This window comes from Candidatus Omnitrophota bacterium (assembly GCA_028699255.1).
GTDB lineage: Bacteria > Omnitrophota > Gorgyraeia > 2-01-FULL-45-10 > 2-01-FULL-45-10 > FEN-1322.
Genome location: JAQVUX010000002.1, coordinates 230,057 through 252,287 on the forward strand (window position 1 = coordinate 230,057; position 22,231 = coordinate 252,287).

The window sequence follows — 22,231 nt, forward strand, 5'->3', positions numbered from 1 at the left end:
TTCTTTGGAATATATGTTATCGTTTTAACAATATTAAGCGATAAAAAATCCGGAGAATTAATGCATAATATTGGTATTAAGATTATATCGGCAGTTCTTGCCATAGCCTGCCTTCTGACGTTTTCCGATGTAGCGCTGTGCTATGATTTTATTCCGGTTAAGGCGCATGATACGTTGGCGCTTGACTCGCAAATTCGCACCGCTGAGTTTTCAGCAATATTCAGTGAATTATACATAGGCCATGCCATTGCCGATGCCTGTAGATTGAACATAACAAGCGAAAACGGCGTAAAAGATCTTATAACTGCTCACCGCTCCCGCCTTGTCGGCCCAGCCGTTTCTAACCGTATCGGCTCCTTCGACCTTAAAAATCTCCAGGTTCGCCGTGAAGGCGATTCGTACTATTTGACCTACACAAACGCATTAGACGGAAATAGAATATCCTGCCGTTATTTCGTACTACCTTCCAACGATTCCGCTTCTAACGCTATCCGCATATGCGACTTCGAATCCTCCTGCGTGAAGCGGACGGTGTGGATGGAGGTCGCTGGCGCTACTTCGGTCCCGGTAAAAGCAGGGCCTCTCGCCGCGGCTGAGTCGTCCGTTATGGACGCGAAGACGCTTAAAGGCGCCGGAGTGATGTTAAAAGATGAAGCGCCGAAACCTAAACCCGCAGGTGCTCGATTGCTGGAATTTGCGAAAAAGCTTGAATCAATACATGCGGAAGTTAAAAAAAGAAGGCGTTTGCGCAAAGGTGAGCATTTCTGGTTAATTAGGGCGCCAAAAATATTGCGCCGGGCCAAACTTATACTTGATAAAGACGGCCCGGAAGAGGCGTTTGCGCAATTAGTGTATATGTGGAAAGGTTTGAACTCCTTCGCTGAAAAATATAAGGAATATGGACGGTTAACCGGTATCGAGTTTAATCCGAATGAATATGAAGAGTTTCTTGTGTGGTGGGCAAAAGAGATATACCCGACGAAGCCGGGACTTGCGCTTGCCGTGCATCTACAGCTTGCAAAATTTTCGCTCGATGCTATACCGCTTGTTCTTTCAATATCAGGTCGGGATAGTGAAATGGATATCGGGATGTGCGCTCTTATAGATAAATATAAAGTATTGCTGGAAGAATTTTACGAAGATTCCCTCAGCTTGTCGGAAAGCATAAATGATTCTACCGGTGCGCCGAACCGAATAGCGGATTGGCGCCTTTATCTTTTAGCAATTCACAAGATCGATAAGATCATTTATAACCTGGGTGAGGTACGGCAAAATATTTTAGATACACCGGAAATACCCAAAAAAGTATCGCAATATTTTTTGAATGATGACAGCCCTCTATACCGGGCGCAACAACACCTGGTTCATGTTCAACACTATGCCAAAATGCTACAAGCGTCTTCCGGAGAAAATGGCCCACAGCCCGACCAGACACGAACGCAGGAGGGTGAGCCGCCGCTACTCGGAGGCGGAACAGGGATTTATGTTATCGAACAGTCGATAGTAAAGGATGCACCTGAGGTTACGGCAACATTAATACGCGGGAATATCGTGGGCGGGACGATGACGAAGGATGAGGCGGTGCGCCTGCTCGTGAAGATGGCTATTACGGGAAACAAAGACAAGTGCGCCCGGATAGTTGCAGGTCTTAGTGAATTGGGATACGATATTGTATTCGCATACGAGGAAGCACTTGAGATAGCCATATTATGGCTGGATTTTGGAACCGCGGTTGATAAGATGATAAGCTATCTTCGCTTTTACGTAAAAGAAGATGTCCATCCGGAACTTGATAAGCACCGAATGCAGTTGGCGGCGGGATTTTATGAAGTGCTTGACTTATTTGCCGGACAAAGCAAGGGTGGTATCGGGGAATTTGCGAATTTTTACAAAGTGGCTTCCCCGATACGGGATAGATGGATGGCCTATCATAAAACGATCGTTGATTTAGCAGGCTTGCAACTAAGATCTGAAGAAAATGCGAGTCGTTTCCACGACCACTGTTATGAGATCGCCGGCGCTATATTATCGCCGGATGAAGTGCGTGGAACGTTGGATAGTGTTTTGCAAGACGCCGAATCCCTGATGTCGGTGTATGCCCCGATAATTAGCAACGCAATATTAAACGATCATGTTATTCCAGAGGACGGGATAGGAGAAATAAGCGCTTTTATCTGTGATGCGCAAGATTTGATTTACACGACGCGGCAGAGGATCTCGGTAAGTCTGGCAGGATGCGGCGATTTGGTTATGGATATCGCTGACATGATCTCCGGGTTAAACAATATATATGCGGACAGCATGAATTATTATTTAAAAAAAATGGGAACGGAGTATCTGGCTTCCCTTGAGGCGGTCCAAAGAAGCGTGATTAAAGAAAAGCTCGTGCGTCTGGGTATTGCCGATATTCCTGGAGAGCAAGATAATCGCGCCCCCGGTAACGGGCAAACGCCTATCCACCCGCAGACGAAGCGTCCGCCATTCGGGCCGTATCATCATACGCCGGACCCGGGCGACGACGATCCTTCGGTCGAAAACCCGTTACCGATTCCGAAACCTGCCGCAAGCTATGCCGGAATAAATGAGGCGCGCGAGGCCACGGCGGCACGGAGATTTGCCGAAAGTTATCTTGATGGCAGGCAGGTGCCTGTAGATTTTCCGCTAACAGATGATATCGTATCGCCAGGCCTTGGTGAGAGAGTGAAAAAAATAAGAAAAGCGTTTGGCGTATCGAAAATAGATTTTGCAGTAATGTTTGGTGTAACGCAAGGAGCAATAGATAGATGGGGGAAAGGCGGTACGCTTCCCAAATCATATAATATGATAGCCGCCTTTGCTGAAAAATATGGGATACCGATGAAGTATCTTCTTAAAGGTGAGGGCGAAGAAGAGGCATTGGAGTCGGCTAATAAGCATAAAGAAGAGTTTCGCCGCGGGGTACTACCGCAAGCACCTGCAAAAAAGCTACCGCGGGTTGACATGGCAAAACAGGAAAAGGCGGCGCAACGCTTTGCGGCTATTAGAGCGAACGAAGCGGCAGTCTTCGCGATTTTGAGCGAGGTGCCGGTAGATGTTATGGAGTGGGCGTTACCGCGGGCTAATATAGTCTCGTGCGCGTTTGCCAGGCGGTATAAAGAAAATGATAGATTGGTATATTGGTCGTATGCAATAGAAGGTTTTGCGCGAGCGTATCGTGCTTATGTCCTTAAAGGATGCGATGGTGGGAAACTGGATCCCCGTAGCGCGCGTTTTAAGAAAATAGCCGATGCCGCGATGAGAAACGCTATTGCTGATTCTGCAAGATGTAAGACTGGTCGAGGCCGATTCTTGAAGAGCGGAGTCTTTCTGTTTTCAGAAGCGTTTACCGGCAAGGATGCTTATGATGATAAAAGTTTTCGATCGGAAAATATCCTGGGCAAATCGGAATTGCCCGCGGATAAGTTTGATGAATCCGGCGTGCCTGAAGAGATACTCAGCATGCTACGCCGGGATGGTTTACCGGCGCTTATCCAGTCCGTTGATACGCTTACGTCGGGTGAGAGATTTGTCCTGGCAAGATTTATTAAAAACGATGAAGCAACATTAGAAAAAATTGCGCGGGAGATGAAGTGTGGCAAATCGTCAGTATTCAGAATATATAAAAGCGCTATCAATAAAATACAGGATTATGTTATGAAGAAGAACGCGCAAGCGCACTCAAAGATTGCCGCGCAACGCAAGGCTGTGGCGGAAGGCGTGGGCAAAGGCGACGCCGCCCCTCGACAGGCTCGGGACGGCGTCCTGAGTACGACAAAGAACGCCGTGGCGGCAATCCCGCCAAGCGGAATCAGCGAAGCTGAGGGGAAGGATGAAAAAGGGGTAGGGGGGAGAGAAAAGGGGGCAACTGTGGAAATAAAAGAGCGGGTTCTTTCCGATGAGCGGAACGCAACGAATGACGAAAGACGAAAGACGAACGACGAAATCACGATCGCCGTAGCCGATCTAATCGATACCGTCAAGGTCAGCGCTTACGGTATGAAGATGGGGGGGAGGGTGCAGAATGAGTGCCAGAATATAATGATCGCGCTGGAAGTCCCGGATGACGCGAAAGAGAACCCGATGCTCTTCGGTTCAGCCTTGCGGCAGGTTACGGACCGGCTAGAGCGGCAAGGCATCTTAGGCAACGGCAAGACCGTCAAAGTTAAGGTTGTCTGGGCGAAGTCGAGCGAATTATGTTCTACCATTTTAAGTGAGAATTCCGATTTTGGCGCTCCGGTATCAAATATAGTCGTATTGGGCAAGGAAGCGACATTCAACGGAGAAGAGTTTGCGCCTCTTAAAGGCAAGGCATTCTTTGCCTGCATCGATTTCACGGGCCGGCCGGATTATGCCAGAATATTGACGCTTGCGATGAAGCTTGCCTTCAACCTCGATTCTACTGGTAATCCTATCGTAAACTATGGCGATATCGAGATCCTCTGGATAGCTGATAAGGTCGCGAGATTACTGCCGAAGTCAGGAGCGATAGAGACAGGCAAGAAGGACGATCGGTTTAGGTTAGAGGTGCGCGAGCTCAAGCGTCAGGCGTAATTCCACCCCCTGGGGTGAAAACAGTAGAAATTTATCATATATTTTACCTGCTGAGTGAGGAAGTTTTTCATTTTCCTCATGAGGAAGGCCCGCAGGGATTCGTGCCGAGCGGGGCGTAAAAGTTCGAGCAGATGCGAGAACTTTTCTCGCAGTGAAATTTTACATGGCTAAAATTTCGCGTCCCGTGAGGCACAATCCCGAAAGGGCCTTCCTCTCGGGCATGAAAAATTTCCGAACGAAAATTCCCTTGACATAGCGGCCTTAGTATAGTATAAATATTTATACTTTCTTTTAAGGAGGGAAAGTGGGTTTATTGAATTGAACCCGCTTTTTTTATTGTCTTTTTAAGCACACATACTATGGATATATATGGAAATAGTCGATCGCGTTAACTCATTGATTAAAGGTTATTTAGAAGAAAACGGCATCGAACTTGTCGAGACGACATATCGTCGCGAGCAAGGCGGGATGGTTTTACGCCTATTAGTCGATACGCCGGAGGGCATAACGATAGACGAATGCGAGCGGTTAAATAACTATTTAAGCGAACTTATTGATAAAGAAGGAGTAATCGACGAACATTTTCTCCTGGAGGTCGCTTCTCCCGGACTCGACAGGGCGCTCGTTACCGATAGGGATTTTGCGTGGGTTATGGGCAAGGCGCTTGAGGTAAGCATGTATGAACCGGTGGATGGCAAGAGGGAGCACGAGGGTAAGCTTATGGGCATGGACAAGGATAGTATTGTTGTAGAAAATGACGGAATTAGCGTAGTGATTCCGAGAGCTAAGATAGCTAAAGCGAAACTGAAGATAGATTTTTAGCACACAGGAAGGTGGATACGATGAACGAAGAACTACTGACGGTATTGGAGCACATAGAGCGCGAGAAGGGGATCGAGAAAGAGTTTCTCTTCAAGGCGATAGAGTCTGCCCTTACGAGCGCGGCAAGGAAGATAATCGGCAATAAAGAGGCGGAAGTTGTCGCGACGATCGACAGGGCGACCGGAGCGATAAAGATATTGAGCGAAGGTAAGGAGATAAACTCCGACGAATTCGGCCGTATCGCCGCCCAGACCGCGAAGCAGGTAATAATACAGAAGATACGCGAGGCGGAGCGCGACATAGTATTCGAAGATTACACCAAGAGGGTTGGCACCATCACGAGCGGATCTGTGCACAGGTTTGAAAAGGGCGATATTATTATCGATCTTGGCAAGACGGAAGGTATCCTGTCGAAGTCACAGCAATGCCCGAAAGATCGCTACAAACAGGGCGACAGGGTAAGGGTGCTCATCCAGGAGGTTACGAAGACTTCCCATGGTCCGCAGATCATCCTTTCCAGGGCGGATCCTATGTTTGTAAAGAAACTCTTTGAAATAGAAGTTCCGGAAATAACCGAAAGCATAGTAGAGGTCAAGGCTATATCCAGGGAGCCGGGCGAGAGGACCAAGATAGCCGTATGGTCGAAGGATGATAAAGTTGATGCCGTCGGCGCATGTGTCGGTATGAGGGGCTCGCGCGTTAAGGATATCGTCCGCGAACTGCAGGGCGAGCGTGTCGATATAGTCCGATGGAGCGATGACCTTAAAGAATATATAAAGGCGTCCATGAGCCCAACCGAGATATCGGAGATAAAGATAGACAAGACGACGAAGAAGATAGAGATAGTCGTACCCGACGATCAGCTCTCCATAGGTATCGGTAAGCACGGGCAGAATATACGGCTCGCGTCCCGTCTTGTGGGATGGGAGATGGATATAAGGGGCAAGGAAGAAAAGAAGAAAGAGGTTGAAGAAGTTAAGGCGAAAGTTCTCGCCGAAAAAGAAGCCGCCGGAGAAGCCGCGATGGAAGAAGTGATTACTGCGGAAGAAGCCGCGCCGGTATCGGCGGAGAGCGAAAAAAAGCTTACGGAACTGGAGGGCGTGGGCCCGAAAGTCGAGAAACTGTTAAGGGCCGCCGGTTATGATACGGTCGACAAAGTCAAAATGCTAACAGCTGAGGATTTAACGAAGCTGGAAGGCATAGGTCTTAAGACGGCGGAAAAAATACTGAGGTCCGCGAAAGAGAGATAGAGCCCAAGCTTATGATAAAAAAACCTAAGACGAAGAGCGTTAAACCGAAGAAGGATATCGCGAAGTCCGCAGTTTCCGAAAAAGCTAAGGCGAAGAAGCCGGCCGCGAAGACTGTTTCCTCAAAGAAGAAGCCGGTCGTTAAAAAGAGTGTTGTGCCTGTCGAAAAACCGATCGATCCGATCATTGTGAAGAAGGCCGAACCGGCGGCGGTGAAACCTGTTGTGACGGCGAAACCCGTTGCGGCGGCGAAGCCTATTCTGTCGCCAAAACCCGTTGTGCCTGTGAAGCCGGCGGCAGTAGTAAAGCCCGTCGAGACGGTGAAGCCGGCTGTGTCGGTAAAGCCGGCCGTTAAGATCGAGGAGAAAATTGCGCAACCAGTCGCTAAAGTTCCTGAGATCAAAAAACCGGATGAGAAAATAGAAGCCGTAATAGCGAAAACCGCAGAACCTGTAAAACTTCCCGAAGAACCCAAGAAGCGAATTTTAGAGATAGAGCCCCCGATATCATTAAAAGATCTTGCCGCGAAGATAGGCGTCAAGCCTAATGAATTGATCGTGAATCTCATGGCTAAAAATATATTCGCCACCATAAATCAATCCCTTGGCGAAGAGATGCTAAAGGATGTGTTGCGGGGATACGATATTGAATTAAAAAGGCCGGCGAAGTTAGAAGACCAGGTTGTAAAAGAGCACAGGGAGCTCGAGGAGAAACAGGATATCAAACATCTCGCGTTGCGCTCCCCGGTAGTTACTTTTATGGGGCATGTCGACCATGGAAAGACGTCGCTTCTCGATTTTATACGAAAAACGCATGTCGCCGATAAAGAAAAAGGCGGCATAACACAGCATATAGGCGCTTACGAAGTAAAGGTTAAAAATGGGTCGGTTACATTTCTGGATACGCCGGGTCACGAGGCTTTTACCGCGATGCGCGCCAGGGGCGCAAACGCGACCGATATAGTGGTGCTCGTAGTCGCAGCGGACGACGGTGTCATGCCCCAGACAAAGGAGGCTCTGGATCATGCCAGGGCCGCTGGCGTACAGATAGTCGTAGCCATTAATAAGTGCGATCTTCCCGGCGCTAATGTCGAAAAAATAAAAGGACAGCTCGCCCAACTCGGACTTACCCCTGAAGACTGGGGCGGCAAAACGATAACGATGCCGGTTTCGGCGAAAACGGGCGAGGGTGTCGAGACGCTATTGGAAATGCTTTTACTCGAAGCGGAACTTTTGGAGCTCAAAGCGAATCCGGGGCTCAGGGCGCGCGGTGTCGTAATAGAAGGAAAGCTTTCCAGCGGACAGGGGCCTGTCGCGACGGTTCTGGTTAAGAACGGTACTTTGAAGCTCGGCGACATGGTTTTGACGGGTATGCATTATGGCAGGATCAAGGCTATGATGGACCATACCGGTAGCCGTATAAACGAGGCGCCGCCGTCGAAGCCGGTAACGATATTGGGCTTATCCGGCGTGCCGATGGCCGGCGATGAATTCTTCGTTGTAAAAGACGAGAAGAAAGCGCGGGTGCTTTCGCTCTTGAAACAAGACGAAGCGCGTTCGAAGAAACTTAAGATGTCCCAGAGAGTTACACTGGAAGATTTCTATAAACAGATGAAAGAGGGCGTAGCGAAGGAGCTTGCCATAGTAATGAAAGGCGATGTCCAGGGCTCCATCGAGGCGTTAAAAAAGTCGCTTGTTGATCTCGGTACGAAGGACGTAAAGATAGACATAGTTCACGCTGACGTCGGAACGATAAATGAATCCGACATCATGCTTGCCGTCGTTTCGAATGCGGTAGTTCTCGGGTTTAATGTTAAGATCGATGAGGGCGCCCAGGAACTCGCGGCTAAAGAAGGCATTGAAATAAAACTTTACGGGATAATTTACGAAGCGATACAGGATGTTATAGCGGCTATGGAAGGATTGCTTGAGCCGGTCTTGAAGGAAATATTCGTAGCCCGCGCGCAGGTAAAACAGGTTTTTAAAGTTACAAAGGCCGGAACGATAGCCGGGTCGATAGTTGTAAAAGGGAAGATGGTTAGGACGGGAGTCGCGAAACTTATACGCGACAAAAAGGTCGTATATGAGGGTAAGATATCGTCGCTTAAAAGATTTAAGGACGATGTTCGCGATGTCAATGAAGGCGTCGAGTGCGGTATAGGCTTAGACCGCCATGACGATGTCAGGGCAGGAGACCTTATCGAGGTATATTCTATCGAAAAGGTCGCCAGAAGGCTGGATTCCAAAAAATGAGCAAGAAGCGTATTCTAAGCGGGATGCGTCCGACGGGTAAATTGCACTTAGGCCATCTGGTCGGCGCGCTTAATAACTGGGTAAAATTGCAGGACGAATACCAGTGTTTTTACATGATAGCCGACTGGCACGCGCTTATGAGCGAGTACGAGGATCCTCGAAACCTGAAAGAATCGTGTTACGAGATGGTCAGGGATTTTGTAGCCTCCGGGCTCGATCCCGAAAAATCCGTGATATTCATCCAGTCGCATGTACCCGAACATCTGGAGTTGGCGATGGTGTTCTCGGACATCACGCCGCTGGCGTGGGTCGAACGGGTTCCGACATACAAAGAACAGCTTCGCGAGGTTAAGGGGCGCGACCTGACGACGTACGGATTTTTGGGCTACCCTGTTTTACAGGCGGCGGATATCGCCGTCTATCGCGCTAACGCAGTCCCTGTGGGGGTCGACCAGATTCCGCACCTGGAACTTACGCGGGAGATTGTGCGCAGATTTAACGGTCTATACAAGGAAGCAATATTCCCGGAGCCGGAGGCGATCCTGACAAAAACTCCGAAACTGCTCGGTCTCGATAATAGAAAGATGTCGAAGAGTTACGCAAATTTCATCGCGCTCTCGGATACTCCGGAAGTTATCAGAAAAAAGGTGAACGTTATGATAACCGATGCCGAGAGAGTGAAGCTACAGGACAAAGGGCATCCGGCAATCTGTAACGTATTCAGTTATTATGCTACATTTACGAAGCCGGAGAATCTTGCGAAGGTGAAGGACTGGTGTGAGGGCGCGCTCAAAGGCTGTACCGAATGCAAACGGGGCTTGGCGGACATTTTAATAGAAACGCTTGAGCCGATAAGGCAGAGGCGGGAAAAACTGTCCGATTCCCAGGTCGCGGACATAATCGCGGATGGCGATAAAAGAGCGCGAAAGATTACCGTCGAGACGATGGGTGAAGTCAGGCGCGTAGTTAATTTATTATGACATATAAAGTTAAACTTGATGTTTTTGAGGGGCCGCTCGACCTTCTTCTGTACCTGATCCAGAAGGAAGAGGTCGATATATACGATATACCGATCGCCAAGGTAACCGACCAGTATCTCGAATATCTTGAGCTGATGAAGCTTCTCGACCTGACGATAGCCGGCGAGTTCCTCGTCATGGCGGCGACGCTCATGCATATAAAGTCGAAGATGTTACTGCCGCCGGAACCGTCGGAGGGCGAGGAGAAGGCCGAGGAAGATCCTCGGGCCGAACTGGTGCGGCGCCTTCTGGAATATAAGAAATTTAAAGAGGCGGCGTCTGAACTTTCGCACATGGAGTCACAGCATAAGCATTTTTTCGCGAGGGTCGGCCCCGGCATAAAGATAGACGATCTGCCGAAGGAAGAGACTTTATTTGAGGCGAGCTTATTCGATCTTATAACCGCGTTCACGAAGGTATTGAAAGACATACCGAGGGATATATTTTATAAAGTGGTTAAAGACGAGTTTACGGTGTCGGAGAAGATACACGATATCATTCACATGCTCGTCGATAACGGCAAGATAATGTTTACGGATCTTTTTAAAGCGGCAAAAAATAAATTCGAGGTTATAACGCTTTTCCTGGCACTGCTGGAGTTGATAAAGATGCGGGAGGTTGTCGTCCTGCAGGGTGCGCCTTTTGGCGACATAGAAGTAATGAAAAATGCCGAAACCGCTAAACCGGTTAACGAGGTAAAAGAAGATGGACAGGGACCAAAGTAAGAAGATAATAGAAGCTCTTTTATTTGTGAGTGACAAGCCGATTTCGATAGATACATTCAAGGATGTCTTAAAAGAGGTTGAGCCTACGGAGATCAGGGCCGTTATCGAAGAATTGAACGCTGACTATTCTTCTTCCGGCAGGAGTTTTGCCATAAAAGAGATCGCCGGCGGGTTCCAGATGTTGACGGATCCCGTATACAGTAAGTGGATATCCGCGATGTACAAGCGTCCGGCCGATCGTCTCACCGGCCCGTCGCTCGAGACTCTGGCGATAATAGCTTACAGGCAACCGTTGACGCGGGCTCAGATAGAGATGATAAGGGGTGTCAGCGCCGACGGCGTGGTGCGCACATTGGAAGAGCGCGGATTCATACGCCCGCGCGGGCGCGTGGACGGGCCGGGCAGGCCGATACTTTACGGCACCACTACGGAATTTTTACAACATTTTGGATTGAAGTCGCTCGATGAATTGCCGAAATTAAAAGAGTTTCAGGAGAGTGATCTTGATTTTATTAGAGAGAAAGATAAACATGAGATAGTTAAAACTGAGACAGGCCAGGGTGCCGAAACGGTCCAGGCCGGCGTGTCAGATCAGGGTACCGAAGCGGATCAGGTAAAGCCAAAAGAGGAGAATTCGAATGAAGATCAACAAATTACGCAAAACAGTTGATGCTTCGACCGGCTCAGCATCAACCCTGAGCAAGCAAACTATTGTAGGCGTTGGGCGCGCGCGTCGAAGGGTTGATTCGATAGATTCTCAGCTGTTGCGGCTCCTGAATGAAAGAGCCAAAGTCATACTCGGCATAGGGAAATCGAAGGCCCGTACTAATGGTTCGATATATGTTCCGGAGCGGGAAAAAGAGGTTTACAGGAAGATTGCCGCGAATAATATGGGGCCGTTGTCTGCGGGATCGCTTAAGGCGATATATAGGGAGATCATGTCCGGTTCGTTTGAACTGGAGAGGCCGCTTGTCATAGCTTATCTGGGGCCCGAGTGCACGTTCACGCATTTAGCCGGTATGAAAAAGTTTGGCGCAAGCGTGTCGTATAAAGCATGCGGAACCATAACGGATATATTCAGCGAGGTCGAAAAAGGGATGGCCGATTACGGCGTAGTCCCGATAGAGAATTCCATTGAGGGGGCGGTAAACCATACGCTCGATATGTTCATCGACTCCGCGCTTAAAATATGCTCCGAGATATATCTCGACGTGACGCACAACCTTCTCGTTAAATCTGCCGGTAAGGGCAGGATACGCAAGGTTTATTCGAAGGCAGAAGTATTCGGCCAGTGCAGGATATGGCTTGAGTCGAACCTGCCGGGCGCGGAACTTGTGGAAGTTTCGAGTACCGCGAAAGCGGCCGAGATGACCGCGAAAGAGGGCGCCGCGTGTGCCTGCATAGCCAGCGATCTGGCCGCGGAGAAATATAAGCTTACGATTTTAAACAGGTCGATACAGGATAGCGCTCACAACGTTACTCGCTTTCTTGTCATCGGTAAGTATGACGCTATGCCTACGAACGAGGACAAGACGTCCATAATGTTCTCGGTAAAAGATCGCTCCGGCGCGCTTCACGATATGCTCGTTCCGTTCAAAAGACACAAGATAAACATGACGAAGATAGAGTCGAGGCCGTCGAAAGTCAGGGCGTGGGAGTACTACTTCTTTGTGGACTTAGAGGGGCATTACAAGAATGCGAAAGTGAATAAAGCGCTGGATGAGTTGGACGCGCAAGCGTCGTTTGTAAAGGTGTTGGGGTCGTATCCGGCTGAGGAGATTATGTGAAGAATCTGGTTAAAATGAATATACTGAATGTTAAAAATTACGTTCCGGGGAAACCCATTGAAGAGGTTCAAAGGGAGCTTGGGTTGAAGAATGTGATAAAGCTCGCTTCCAACGAGAACTGCTTCGGGCCGTCGCCTATGGCTGTTGCCGCTATCAGGAGGGCGCTCCGGAGCATCAATAGGTACCCGGACAGCTCGTCGTTTTATCTAAAGAAGAAGCTGGCCGCTTTTCTTGGCGTCGGGGAGAGCAATCTTATATTCGGCAACGGCTCGGACGAAATCATAAGCATGGCCATCAGGACATTTGTGGGTGACGGCGATGAGGTTGTCATAGCCAAACCTACATTCCTTATATACGAGATAGGTTCTCAGCTTCAGAACGCGAAGATAAAGTTCGTTCCTATCACAAAGGAATTGAAACATGATTTAAAAGAGATGAAGAAAGCGATAACCGCGAATACGAAGCTTGTCTTCATAGCAAATCCGGACAACCCTACCGGAACTTATATCACCAAGAAAGAGCTGGACGAGTTTATGCATGGCCTGCCCGAGAATCTCGTGGTGTTCTTAGACGAGGCTTATTTTGAATTCGCGTATTACAGCTTTAAAGATTATCCTAACGGCATAGATTATTTAAAGAGGCCGGGTCTTGTCATCGCCAGGACTTTTTCGAAAGTTTATGGATTGGCGGGTTTAAGGATCGGATACGGTATTTCAAATCCGGAGGTCATAAGCTGTATGGAACGCGTCAGGGAGCCGTTCAATATAAATATACTGGCTCAGGCAGGCGCTTTTGCCGCCCTCGAAGACCAGGCGTTCCTTAAAAAGACGATAGCGCATGTAGAGATGGAGCGCGAATACCTGTATTCCGCGTTTCGCAAGATAGGGCTCGAGTATACCAGGAGCGCGACCAACTTCGTCATCGTCAATACCGGTAAAGATTGCAAGGTGGTTTTTAATGACCTGCTCAAAGAAGGTGTTATTGTGCGTGACATGAAGGCGTGGGGGCTCGATACATCTATCCGCGTTACCATAGGCACGAAAGCGGAGAATAAGCGTTTTGTATCAGCGCTTAAAAAAGTCCTAAAATAGGAGTTTCGCAATGATCATTGTAATGCGTCCGGATGCTTCGAAGAAGCAGGTGGATCATCTCGTTAAAAAGATACACGCGTTGGGTCTTAAACCATGGGTGTCAAAAGGCGTCGAGAGAACGATAGTCGGCGTTATCGGCGAAGAGGATATTATAAGGGTCCAGCCGCTTGAGGTATTTCCCGGCGTAGAAAAAGTACTACAGATATTAAAGCCGTACAAACTGGCGTCCCGTGATTTTAAAAAGGATGACAGTATTATAAATATCGCCTCCGGCGTAAAGGTCGGAGCGAAGAAGCTGGTAGTCATGGCGGGGCCGTGTTCCGTAGAGAGCGAAAAGCTCCTTATCGATATCGCGAAGAAAGTAAAAGCCGCCGGCGCTACCATCTTAAGGGGCGGAGCTTTCAAACCGAGGACATCACCGTATTCATTCCAGGGGCTGGGCCTAAAAGGCCTGAAATTTCTCGCCGAGGCGAAGAAACAGACTGGCCTTCAGATCGTTACGGAACTTATGGATGTGCGCGACTTAGATATGGTGCTTAAATATGCGGATATAATACAGATCGGCGCGCGGAATATGCAGAACTTCAATCTCCTGAAGGAAGTAGGTAAGACGAAGAAACCCGTGCTCTTAAAACGCGGTATGGCCAACACGATAAAAGAGCTTTTGATGTCCGCCGAATACATACTGGCGGAAGGAAATTTTAATGTCATGTTATGCGAACGCGGTATACGGACTTTTGAGGATGCTACCCGTTTTACTTTCGATACAGCCGCTATTCCGGTTATAAAGAGCCTGAGCCATCTACCCGTTATCGCGGATCCTTCGCACGCTACCGGTAAATGGGGGCTCGTCGCGCCGTGCGCTAAGGCGGCCGTCGCGGCCGGAGCCGATGGGCTCATCGTCGAAGTTCATCCTGCGCCGGAAGAGGCAATGTCGGACGGAGAGCAGTCGCTTTTGCCGGAGAATTTCGCGAAGATGATGAAAGAGATAAAAGTATTGGCCAAAGCGGTCGGCAGAGAGCTATGAAGCGATTTAAAAAAATAACCATTATCGGCGTCGGTCTTATTGGCGGCTCTATCGGCCTTGCAATAAAGAAGAGAGGTCTCGCCAAAGAGGTTGCCGGCGTTTTTCATCGCCGTTCAACGCTTCAAAAAGCGCTTAAATGCAAGGCGGTAGATAAAGGTTTTATGAATATTAAAGACGGGGTTCGCGGCGCGGATCTTATAATACTCGCCGCGCCGGTTTCCAATATCGCCTCAATAGGCCGTGAAGCCATGAGATATGCAACGGCCGGCGCCATAATTACCGATGTCGGCAGTACGAAGAGCCTTATAGTCAGACGGATGGAGAAGGTCCTGAAGGCGGATTCGGCGGATTTTGTCGGGTCTCATCCTATGGCGGGGTCGGAACATGCCGGTGTGGAATTTGCCAGAGGCGATCTTATGGATGGCTCACCGTGCATAGTGACAAAAACACTTAAAACCAAAAAAGCGGTCATTGCAAAAGTAGCGAATTTCTGGAAAAGTCTCGGCGCCAAGGTAACGGTTATGACGCCGTCCCGGCACGATAGAAGCGTCGCCCTGATAAGTCACCTGCCGCATATCGTAGCTTTTGGCCTGGCGGCGGCTGTGCCGGAGAGGGAACTTGCCTATGCGGCCGAGGGGTTTAAAGATACGACGAGAGTGGCTTCGAGCGACCCGTATTTGTGGGCTGACATATTTTCGACGAATAGGATAGAGACTATTAAGGCGTGCCGGATGTTTGAAAGATCGTACAAAGACATAATTAAAGCGCTCGTGAAGAATGATTATCAGGGAATCGTCAGGGCTCTGAAAAAAGGAAAAGCGAAACGGGACAAGTTTGCATATGGCTCGACGAAGTAATGGGCTTCTAATAGCTATCGACGGTCCTGCCGGAAGCGGCAAGAGCACGGTTTCCAAGCTGGTGGCAAAGGCGCTCGGAGTTCTTTATATAGATACCGGGGCGATGTACAGGGCTCTTACGCTCAAAGCGATGCGAAGCAGGATAGATCTTAACGACGAAGGCGCTCTTGTGCGGTTGGCTAAGTCGACGGAGATAGACCTTAAGGGAGACCTGAGTAAGCTTGAGGTCTTTCTGGACGGCGAAGATGTCGCAGGTCTTATCCGGACGCCGGAACTGACGAATAATGTTAAATACATCGCGCGCGTTCCGGGGGTCAGGGCCGAGATGGTTCGTCTGCAACGATCGATAGGCGAAAGAGGCGCCGCCGTTCTTGAGGGCAGGGACATCGGCACGGTGGTATTCCCGGACGCCGATTATAAGTTTTATCTTGACGCGGATCCGGACGAGCGTGCCAGGCGCAGACACAAGGAGCTTGCTGAGGCCGGCCGGGCGGTGAGTTTAGACGAAATCAAAAAAGACGTTATCTTAAGAGACGAATCGGATATGAAAAGGTCCGTGGGCGCTTTGAAAAAAGCGCCGGGCGCTGTAATTATCGATACGACTAAGCTTTCGATAGATGAAGTTGTTGGTGAAATACTAGGGCACATAAAACCAAAAGCGTGATTATGTGGTACTTCATAGGGTGGTCGTTTTTTCTGATCTTTTTCAAAACATACCTTGGTTTTAGGGCGGTGGGCAGAAGCAATGTGCCGGCTAAGGGAGCGTTCATATTTGTTTCCAACCACTCAAGTTATTTTGATCCGATATTACTGGGAACGTCTCTTCGCAGGGCTCTTTACTATATGGCAAGGGAGAGTTTGTTTCATAAGCCGATATCAAATTGGGCCATGAAACAAGTTCATGCCTTTCCGATAAAGAGAGAGCGCGGCGATCTCGGGGCGTTAAGGCAGGCGCTCGCGATATTACGCGACGGCAAGCCGCTCGTTATGTTCCCGGAGGGGACGCGTTCTAAGTCTGCGCAATTGAGGAGCGCGAAGCCGGGCGTAGGCTTTATAGTAGCGAAAGCGCGCGTGCCGGTTATCCCGGCGTATATCGACGGCTCATTGGAAGCGTTGCCCGGGAGCCTGAAGACTCTGAAGAGGCATCCCGTAACGGTCTATATAGGAGAGCCGATAGTGTTCGATTTTACGGGTTTTGGCAATAGTAAAGAAGCTTATCAGCAAATCGCGGATGAGATAATGAATAAGATCGCCGCCCTGAAAGATAGATATGTCAGTAAAGCTGGCTAAAAAGACCGGCTTCTGTTTCGGGGTAAAACGCGCCGTTGGTATGGCGGAAGATGCTCTGGCGCGAAAAAAGAGGCCGATATATTCATTAGGTTCGATAATTCATAACGATCAGGTTGTGGCGGGTCTTTCAAGAAAAGGTTTGAAGGTAATAAAGAATATAAATGATATCAAGAAGGGGGTGCTTGTAATATCCTCTCACGGGCTAAGCCCGAAAATAACAACGTCTATAAGAATGAGAGGTATAGACATAATAGACACAACATGTCCTTTTGTACTCAAGGCACAAAGGATAGCCGGCGCCTCAAATATTAAAGGCCGCATAGTGGTGATAGTAGGTGATAAGCATCATCCTGAGGTTAGGGCGCTGGTTGATTTTGCGGGCCGGAAGGCGTTTGTGGTCAAAAACAGACAGCAGGCCATGACCCTGAAATTGGGCAAGGCCGACAAGGTGAGCGTGATATCGCAGACGACACAATCGAAGAAGAACTTCATCGACGTGGTAAAGGCGATAGCGCTTAAAAAACCGGGAACGCTCGAGGTCTTCGATACGATATGTGCCGACGCCGAATCGCGTCAGGCAAAAGCATCGGAGCTCTCCCGGCAAGTAGGTGTAATGATCGTCGTAGGCGGCAGGAAGAGCGCTAACACAAAGCGGCTTCTTGGTATATGCGCCGAAAACGCCGGAGGCAGAGCGCACCTTATCGAAACGGAGTCGGAGATTAAGTCCGGTTGGTTTTTGCCGGGTAGCGCGATAGGGGTGACCAGCGGCGCATCGACGCCCGACTGGATGGTTGAAAAGGTAGTTGACAGAATAAGCAATATCCAAAGAGCACAAACTAAAAAATAAAACAAGAAAGGGGTTGTTTCATTAATGTCAGAAGAAAAAAATAACGTTGAAGAACTAAAAAAAGAAGAACCCAAGGGGGAAGGGCGGCAGAGTTTTGCCGACCTGTATCAGCAGAGCATAGTCGATATCAAGGAAGGCCAGATAGTAAAAGGCAAAATCATCGCCATAAATCCGAAGGATGTCGTGATCGATATAGGTTATAAATCGGAAGGCGCGGTCAATATCTCCGAGTTTTCGGATCCGGACGCGATAAAGATAGGCGACGAGGTTGACGTCTATCTCGAGTCGAAGGAAGATGAGAACGGTATGGTCGTCCTCTCCAAGCAGAAGGCGGAGCGCGCTGTAGGATGGGAGATGGTTATTTCCAGGTACGGCGAAGGCGATATAGTCGATGGAAAAGTCTCGAAGAAGGTAAAAGGCGGCTTCATGGTCAATATCGGTGTCGAGGCGTTTTTGCCGGCGTCGCTTGCCGCGCTTAAAGGCTTCGGTAATCTGAATCAGCTCATCGGTCAGACATTCCCGTTCAAAGTGGTGAAGATAAACAAGGCACGTAAGAATATAGTGGTGTCGCGCAAAGACGTGCTTCAGGCTCAGAAGGATGAGGATAAGAAGAAAGTTTTCGACGCGCTCCAGAAGGGCGCTATCGTCAATGGTATAGTCAGGAACATAACCGACTTCGGCGCGTTCGTGGATCTCGGCGCCGGCATGACGGGGCTTTTGCATATCACCGACATGAGTTGGGGCAGAGTATCGCATCCGAGCGAAGTGTTAGCCATAGGCGACAAGATCGATGTCATGGTGCTCGACTTCGACGCGACTTCCGGCCGCGTGTCTCTGGGATTAAAACAGAAGACCCAGAATCCGTGGGAACTCGTGGATACGAAGTATCCGTCAGGTAGCCGCATAAAAGGCAACGTAGTCAACCTCGTGCCGTATGGCGCGTTTGTGGAACTTGAGAAAGGCGTGGAGGGATTGCTCCATATATCCGAGCTTTCATGGACGAAGAAGTATGCTAATCCGAATGAGCTTCTCGCGATAGGCGACAGGATAGAAGTACAGGTTCTGGAAGTGGACAAAAATAATAAAAAGATTTCCCTCGGACTAAAACAGCTCGAGGCAAATCCGTGGATAGGGGTTGAAGAGAAATACCCCGTAGGAACCAAGGTTAAAGGCAAGATACGCAATCTGACCGACTACGGCGCTTTCGTGGAGCTTGAGGACGGTATCGATGGCCTCATTCACGTTTCCGATATATCATGGACCAAGCGCATAGGTCACCCTAAGGATGTGTTCAAAAAAGGTGAGAAGGTCGAAGCGGTAGTCCTGGCGTCGGATGCGAGCAACCGAAGGATATCTCTCGGCATAAAGCAGTTGACGCCGGATCCGTGGGATGAGATCGCCGGCAAGTATGCGGCGGATAGCATAATGAGCGGCAAGGTTACGAAAGTGGCTAATTTTGGCCTATTCGTAGAGATAGACAAAGACCTTGAAGGGCTTGTGCACATCTCTGAGATATCTATAGGAGAGGGCGAGAAGCTTGAAGAAAAGTTCAAGGCGGGGGACGAGTTAAAAGTAAAGCTCCTCAAGATCGACTCGATCCAACATAAGATAGCATTGAGTATCAAAGAAGTGTAGGTAGTATTAAGTTATTGTTCGAGCGAGCGAACGGAGTGAGTGAATCGAGAACTTCTCGACTCGCGGCTTCGCCGCTCGCTCGAAGAATAGCATGAATAGAGACCGCCCCTATTTTTATTTTCTATCGAAGAATGGATTTTTACCCGTAACGCTTAAAGGAATTCCCAGGGCTTGCTTTACTTCTTTGCCGAAAAATTTCATGTCGATGCACGCCCTGCCTATCGAGTACATTATCCTGTTGTCTATATGGGCTCGGTCAGCGATATCGGCCGCGGAGCTTATCGCTATGCCGAGGTCGACCGAATTAAACGAACATACCCCGTCGGAAGCTTTTAGTTTATCGCAGACGGGATAACCGCAGAATCCGCAATTTAATCCCGCCGGATTTGATCTTACTCCTATTATTAGTATTGCGGGTGAAGCGGATATGGAATCTGCGTCCCTTTCAAAACTCGGCCTGTTCTCATTTTTCGATATCTTTTTCATTTGCGAAATAAGCTTATCTCTTATTTGCGTATCGTCTATTACCATAACATCGATGTTGTCTATACCGCGGGTTTTTGGCGCTGTTCTGGCGGCGGCGGCCATATTACTCGCGGCCATTGCGACCGCTTCTTTTTCAAGCTCCCCGGATCTCTTCATAAGCCCTCCTAATAGTTATAACCGCGTAGGTTATCTGTTGGCCAACACGTGGCCAACCTACGCGATTGGCCGGTAAGGATTTAGTTGTCAATGGACGCTTTAACGGGTATAATTATAATAAATCTATATGAGAAAACTGGTTTTGTCCACTCTTATATTGTTTTTGTGCTCATCCACAGCATACGCTGTCGGATTGGGCCAGCTCATGGGTATTGCCCGTGCGCAGAAGGATGCGCAGGCTACTTACTCGAAAGAGACAAGGATCTTTGATCGGGTAAAAGCGGCTGTCGATAAAGGTGAAATAAAAAAGGCCCAAACCAAAAAGGAGATTGCCTCCCGTTACGGAGAGCCCGTAGTCAACATTACAGAATCCGGTACGGGAAGGGATAAGTGGATATACAAACCTGCCAAATCGTCGTTCTTCGAGGGCGTAAGAGTGTACCTGTATTTTGATAAAGACGATAAACTGGACGAAATAAAAGTACTGGAGTGAGCGTGGAAAAAAACATAGATAAACAGTTGGAGTTGATCTCGCGCGGAGCGGTTGAAATAATACAGAAAAGCGAACTCAAGAAAAAACTTGAGCGCGCCATAAAAGATAATAAGCCGCTTGTGATAAAAGCGGGTTTTGACCCTACGGCCCCCGACATACATTTAGGCCACACCGTATTATTAAGGAAGATGAGGCATTTTCAGGATCTCGGGCATAAGGTCGTTTTTCTTATAGGCGATCACACCGCGATGATAGGCGACCCTTCCGGAGTTTCAAAAACACGCCCCCAGCTTACCGTAAAAGAAGTCGAGGAGAACGCGAAGACTTATGAGCGCCAGATATCGCGCGTTCTTGATCCGAAGGCGCTTGAGATAAGATTTAACAGCGAATGGCTTGGCAAAATGACAGCCGTGGACATAGGCCAGCTCGCGAGCCGTTACTCGGTACAGAGAATGCTCGAGCGTGACGACTTTTCCAATCGATACAAACAGCAGAAGAATATAACGATACTCGAATTTCTCTACCCGCTCTTCCAGGGGTATGACTCCGTCGCTTTAAAAGCGGACGTTGAGCTCGGCGGCAACGACCAAAAATTTAATCTTCTCGTCGGCCGCGATATGCAGGGCGCATATGGACAGGAGGCGCAGGTCGTTATAACGATGCCGCTTCTCGAAGGCCTTGACGGTGTTAATAAAATGTCGAAGTCGCTTGGTAATTATGTAGGTATTAATGAAAACGCCAAAGACATGTTCGGAAAACTCATGTCGGTCTCAGACGAGTTGATGTATAAATATTACGAGCTTCTGACCGACGAGGATGTGAGCAGGATAAAATCGGATGTGAAATCCGGGGCTCTCCATCCTAAGGCCGCGAAAGTCAGGCTGGCCAAAATAATAACCGGACAATATCATACTCAGGCGGAAGCCGACAGGCAGGCTGAAGAGTTTGATCGCGCGTTCAAAGACAAGGGTTTTCCCGGAGACATAAAACTTACTGAGATATCCGTAAGTTCCGATACCGTGCCGATAGTATCGGTTTTGGCCGATCACGTAAAACTTTCCGGTAGTAGAGGAGAGGCTAAACGCAAGGTTCAGGAAGGCGCTGTGGATGTAGATGGCGGCAAAGTTAATAATCTGGACTTTGCGTTAAAGTTGGGGCGGGAATATAATATCCGCGTCGGCAAAAAGTTCGCCAGGGTTTTATTTAAAAAAATTTAAAAAAAGTGTTGACAAAAAACCGGGATATGGTATATTGGCATACACTAAGATTCTGGTTACAGCCTTAGAAAGACTGAAAAACAGCATCTTAAATAAGGAGAAGGTATTGATCACTTCACCTTGACAATTTTGGATTAAAAGTATATAGCTAGTGGATGTTATAAGAATCGTCCCCTGGGCGGTTCTTTTTTTGTCTGTTCTTTCATACGAGTTTAATGAATCGAATACCTGGTATTCGATTCTAATACCGACCAAGCCCCTGCGAATTTTGATTGGCTTTGCTAATCATGGATTTGCGGGAATAGGCCAAGATTGAGCTCTAAAGATATTACAATTGGAGAGTTTGATCCTGGCTCAGAGTGAACGCTGGCGGCGTGGATTAGGCATGCAAGTCGAACGATCTCGCAAGAGATAGTGGCAAAAGGGTGAGTAACACATGAGCAATTTACCCTTAAGTGGGGAACAACCTTGGGAAACCGAGGCTAAAACCGCATAAGACCACGATCGGGCATCCGGTTGTGATCAAAGAGGGGGACCGCAAGGCCTCTCGCTTAGGGATGAGCTCGTGTCCTATCAGCTTGTTGGTGAGGTAACGGCCCACCAAGGCTTTTGACGGGTAGCTGGTCTGAGAGGATGGTCAGCCACATTGGGACTGAGACACTGCCCAGACTCCTACGGGAGGCTGCAGTCGAGGATCTTTTGCAATGCCCG

The 22,231-nt window shown here is 48.7% G+C and carries 18 protein-coding genes and 1 rRNA gene; 18 read left to right on the top strand and 1 reads right to left on the bottom strand.

Annotated elements, in window-relative coordinates; genetic code table 11:
• Nucleotides 1–60 precede the first annotated feature (60 nt).
• The 15 genes from PHS46_02835 to PHS46_02905 all read left to right on the top strand — a co-directional run bounded on the left by PHS46_02835 (nucleotide 61) and on the right by PHS46_02905 (nucleotide 19,168).
• Nucleotides 61–4,569, top strand: a complete 4,509-nt coding sequence (locus PHS46_02835; protein MDD3905449.1) for a helix-turn-helix domain-containing protein — start codon at nucleotides 61–63, stop codon at nucleotides 4,567–4,569.
• A 369-nt stretch (nucleotides 4,570–4,938) separates the two neighbouring features.
• Complete coding sequence (locus PHS46_02840) at nucleotides 4,939–5,391, top strand: ribosome maturation factor RimP (GenBank protein MDD3905450.1); 453 nt, start codon at nucleotides 4,939–4,941, stop codon at nucleotides 5,389–5,391.
• A gap of 20 nt (nucleotides 5,392–5,411) precedes the next feature.
• Nucleotides 5,412–6,641 carry a transcription termination factor NusA gene (gene nusA / locus PHS46_02845; protein ID MDD3905451.1) on the top strand — a complete coding sequence of 410 codons (1,230 nt, stop codon included), beginning with the start codon at nucleotides 5,412–5,414 and terminating at the stop codon, nucleotides 6,639–6,641.
• Between the two features lie 11 nt (nucleotides 6,642–6,652).
• Complete coding sequence (gene infB, locus PHS46_02850; protein ID MDD3905452.1) at nucleotides 6,653–8,890, top strand: translation initiation factor IF-2; 2,238 nt, start codon at nucleotides 6,653–6,655, stop codon at nucleotides 8,888–8,890.
• Nucleotides 8,887–9,870, top strand: coding sequence for a tryptophan--tRNA ligase (gene trpS / locus PHS46_02855; GenBank protein ID MDD3905453.1), 984 nt, complete (start codon nucleotides 8,887–8,889; stop codon nucleotides 9,868–9,870). Before infB ends, trpS begins: the two co-directional genes overlap by 4 nt.
• Nucleotides 9,867–10,634, top strand: coding sequence for a segregation/condensation protein A (locus tag PHS46_02860; protein ID MDD3905454.1), 768 nt, complete (start codon nucleotides 9,867–9,869; stop codon nucleotides 10,632–10,634). Before trpS ends, PHS46_02860 begins: the two co-directional genes overlap by 4 nt.
• Nucleotides 10,615–11,304, top strand: coding sequence for an SMC-Scp complex subunit ScpB (gene scpB, locus PHS46_02865; GenBank protein MDD3905455.1), 690 nt, complete (start codon nucleotides 10,615–10,617; stop codon nucleotides 11,302–11,304). The genes PHS46_02860 and scpB overlap by 20 nt, the downstream gene beginning before the upstream one ends.
• Entirely contained in the window at nucleotides 11,273–12,421 is a 1,149-nt protein-coding gene (gene pheA / locus PHS46_02870) for a prephenate dehydratase (GenBank protein MDD3905456.1), read from the top strand. Before scpB ends, pheA begins: the two co-directional genes overlap by 32 nt.
• Nucleotides 12,418–13,512 (top strand): histidinol-phosphate transaminase, encoded by a 1,095-nt coding sequence (gene hisC, locus PHS46_02875; protein MDD3905457.1) that lies wholly within the window; start codon nucleotides 12,418–12,420, stop codon nucleotides 13,510–13,512. The genes pheA and hisC overlap by 4 nt, the downstream gene beginning before the upstream one ends.
• Nucleotides 13,513–13,522: 10 nt before the next feature.
• The gene (aroF, locus tag PHS46_02880) at nucleotides 13,523–14,539 is read left to right on the top strand and encodes a 3-deoxy-7-phosphoheptulonate synthase (protein MDD3905458.1); all 1,017 of its coding nucleotides are present in this window, start codon (nucleotides 13,523–13,525) and stop codon (nucleotides 14,537–14,539) included.
• Nucleotides 14,536–15,396 (top strand): prephenate dehydrogenase, encoded by an 861-nt coding sequence (locus PHS46_02885; GenBank protein ID MDD3905459.1) that lies wholly within the window; start codon nucleotides 14,536–14,538, stop codon nucleotides 15,394–15,396. Before aroF ends, PHS46_02885 begins: the two co-directional genes overlap by 4 nt.
• Entirely contained in the window at nucleotides 15,380–16,060 is a 681-nt protein-coding gene (gene cmk / locus PHS46_02890; GenBank protein MDD3905460.1) for a (d)CMP kinase, read from the top strand. The genes PHS46_02885 and cmk overlap by 17 nt, the downstream gene beginning before the upstream one ends.
• A 2-nt stretch (nucleotides 16,061–16,062) precedes the next feature.
• A complete protein-coding gene (locus PHS46_02895; protein MDD3905461.1) occupies nucleotides 16,063–16,686 on the top strand; it encodes a lysophospholipid acyltransferase family protein in 624 nt (207 codons plus the stop codon).
• The gene (gene ispH / locus PHS46_02900) at nucleotides 16,667–17,533 is read left to right on the top strand and encodes a 4-hydroxy-3-methylbut-2-enyl diphosphate reductase (GenBank protein ID MDD3905462.1); all 867 of its coding nucleotides are present in this window, start codon (nucleotides 16,667–16,669) and stop codon (nucleotides 17,531–17,533) included. The genes PHS46_02895 and ispH overlap by 20 nt, the downstream gene beginning before the upstream one ends.
• A gap of 24 nt (nucleotides 17,534–17,557) precedes the next feature.
• Entirely contained in the window at nucleotides 17,558–19,168 is a 1,611-nt protein-coding gene (locus PHS46_02905; GenBank protein MDD3905463.1) for a 30S ribosomal protein S1, read from the top strand.
• A 114-nt stretch (nucleotides 19,169–19,282) separates the two neighbouring features.
• On the opposite strand, the gene PHS46_02910 is transcribed toward PHS46_02905, so the two are convergent.
• On the bottom strand, nucleotides 19,283–19,810 hold the full coding sequence (locus tag PHS46_02910; GenBank protein ID MDD3905464.1) for a DUF2148 domain-containing protein: 528 nt from the start codon (nucleotides 19,808–19,810) through the stop codon (nucleotides 19,283–19,285).
• 127 nt (nucleotides 19,811–19,937) lie between these two features.
• Here PHS46_02910 and PHS46_02915 point away from each other — a divergent pair, with 127 nt between their 5' ends.
• From PHS46_02915 to PHS46_02925, 3 genes are all read left to right on the top strand, one after another.
• Nucleotides 19,938–20,303 carry a hypothetical protein gene (locus tag PHS46_02915; GenBank protein MDD3905465.1) on the top strand — a complete coding sequence of 122 codons (366 nt, stop codon included), beginning with the start codon at nucleotides 19,938–19,940 and terminating at the stop codon, nucleotides 20,301–20,303.
• A 2-nt stretch (nucleotides 20,304–20,305) separates the two neighbouring features.
• Nucleotides 20,306–21,520, top strand: coding sequence for a tyrosine--tRNA ligase (gene tyrS / locus PHS46_02920; protein ID MDD3905466.1), 1,215 nt, complete (start codon nucleotides 20,306–20,308; stop codon nucleotides 21,518–21,520).
• A 331-nt stretch (nucleotides 21,521–21,851) separates the two neighbouring features.
• Nucleotides 21,852–22,231 (top strand): 16S ribosomal RNA (locus tag PHS46_02925); the annotation flags it as partial.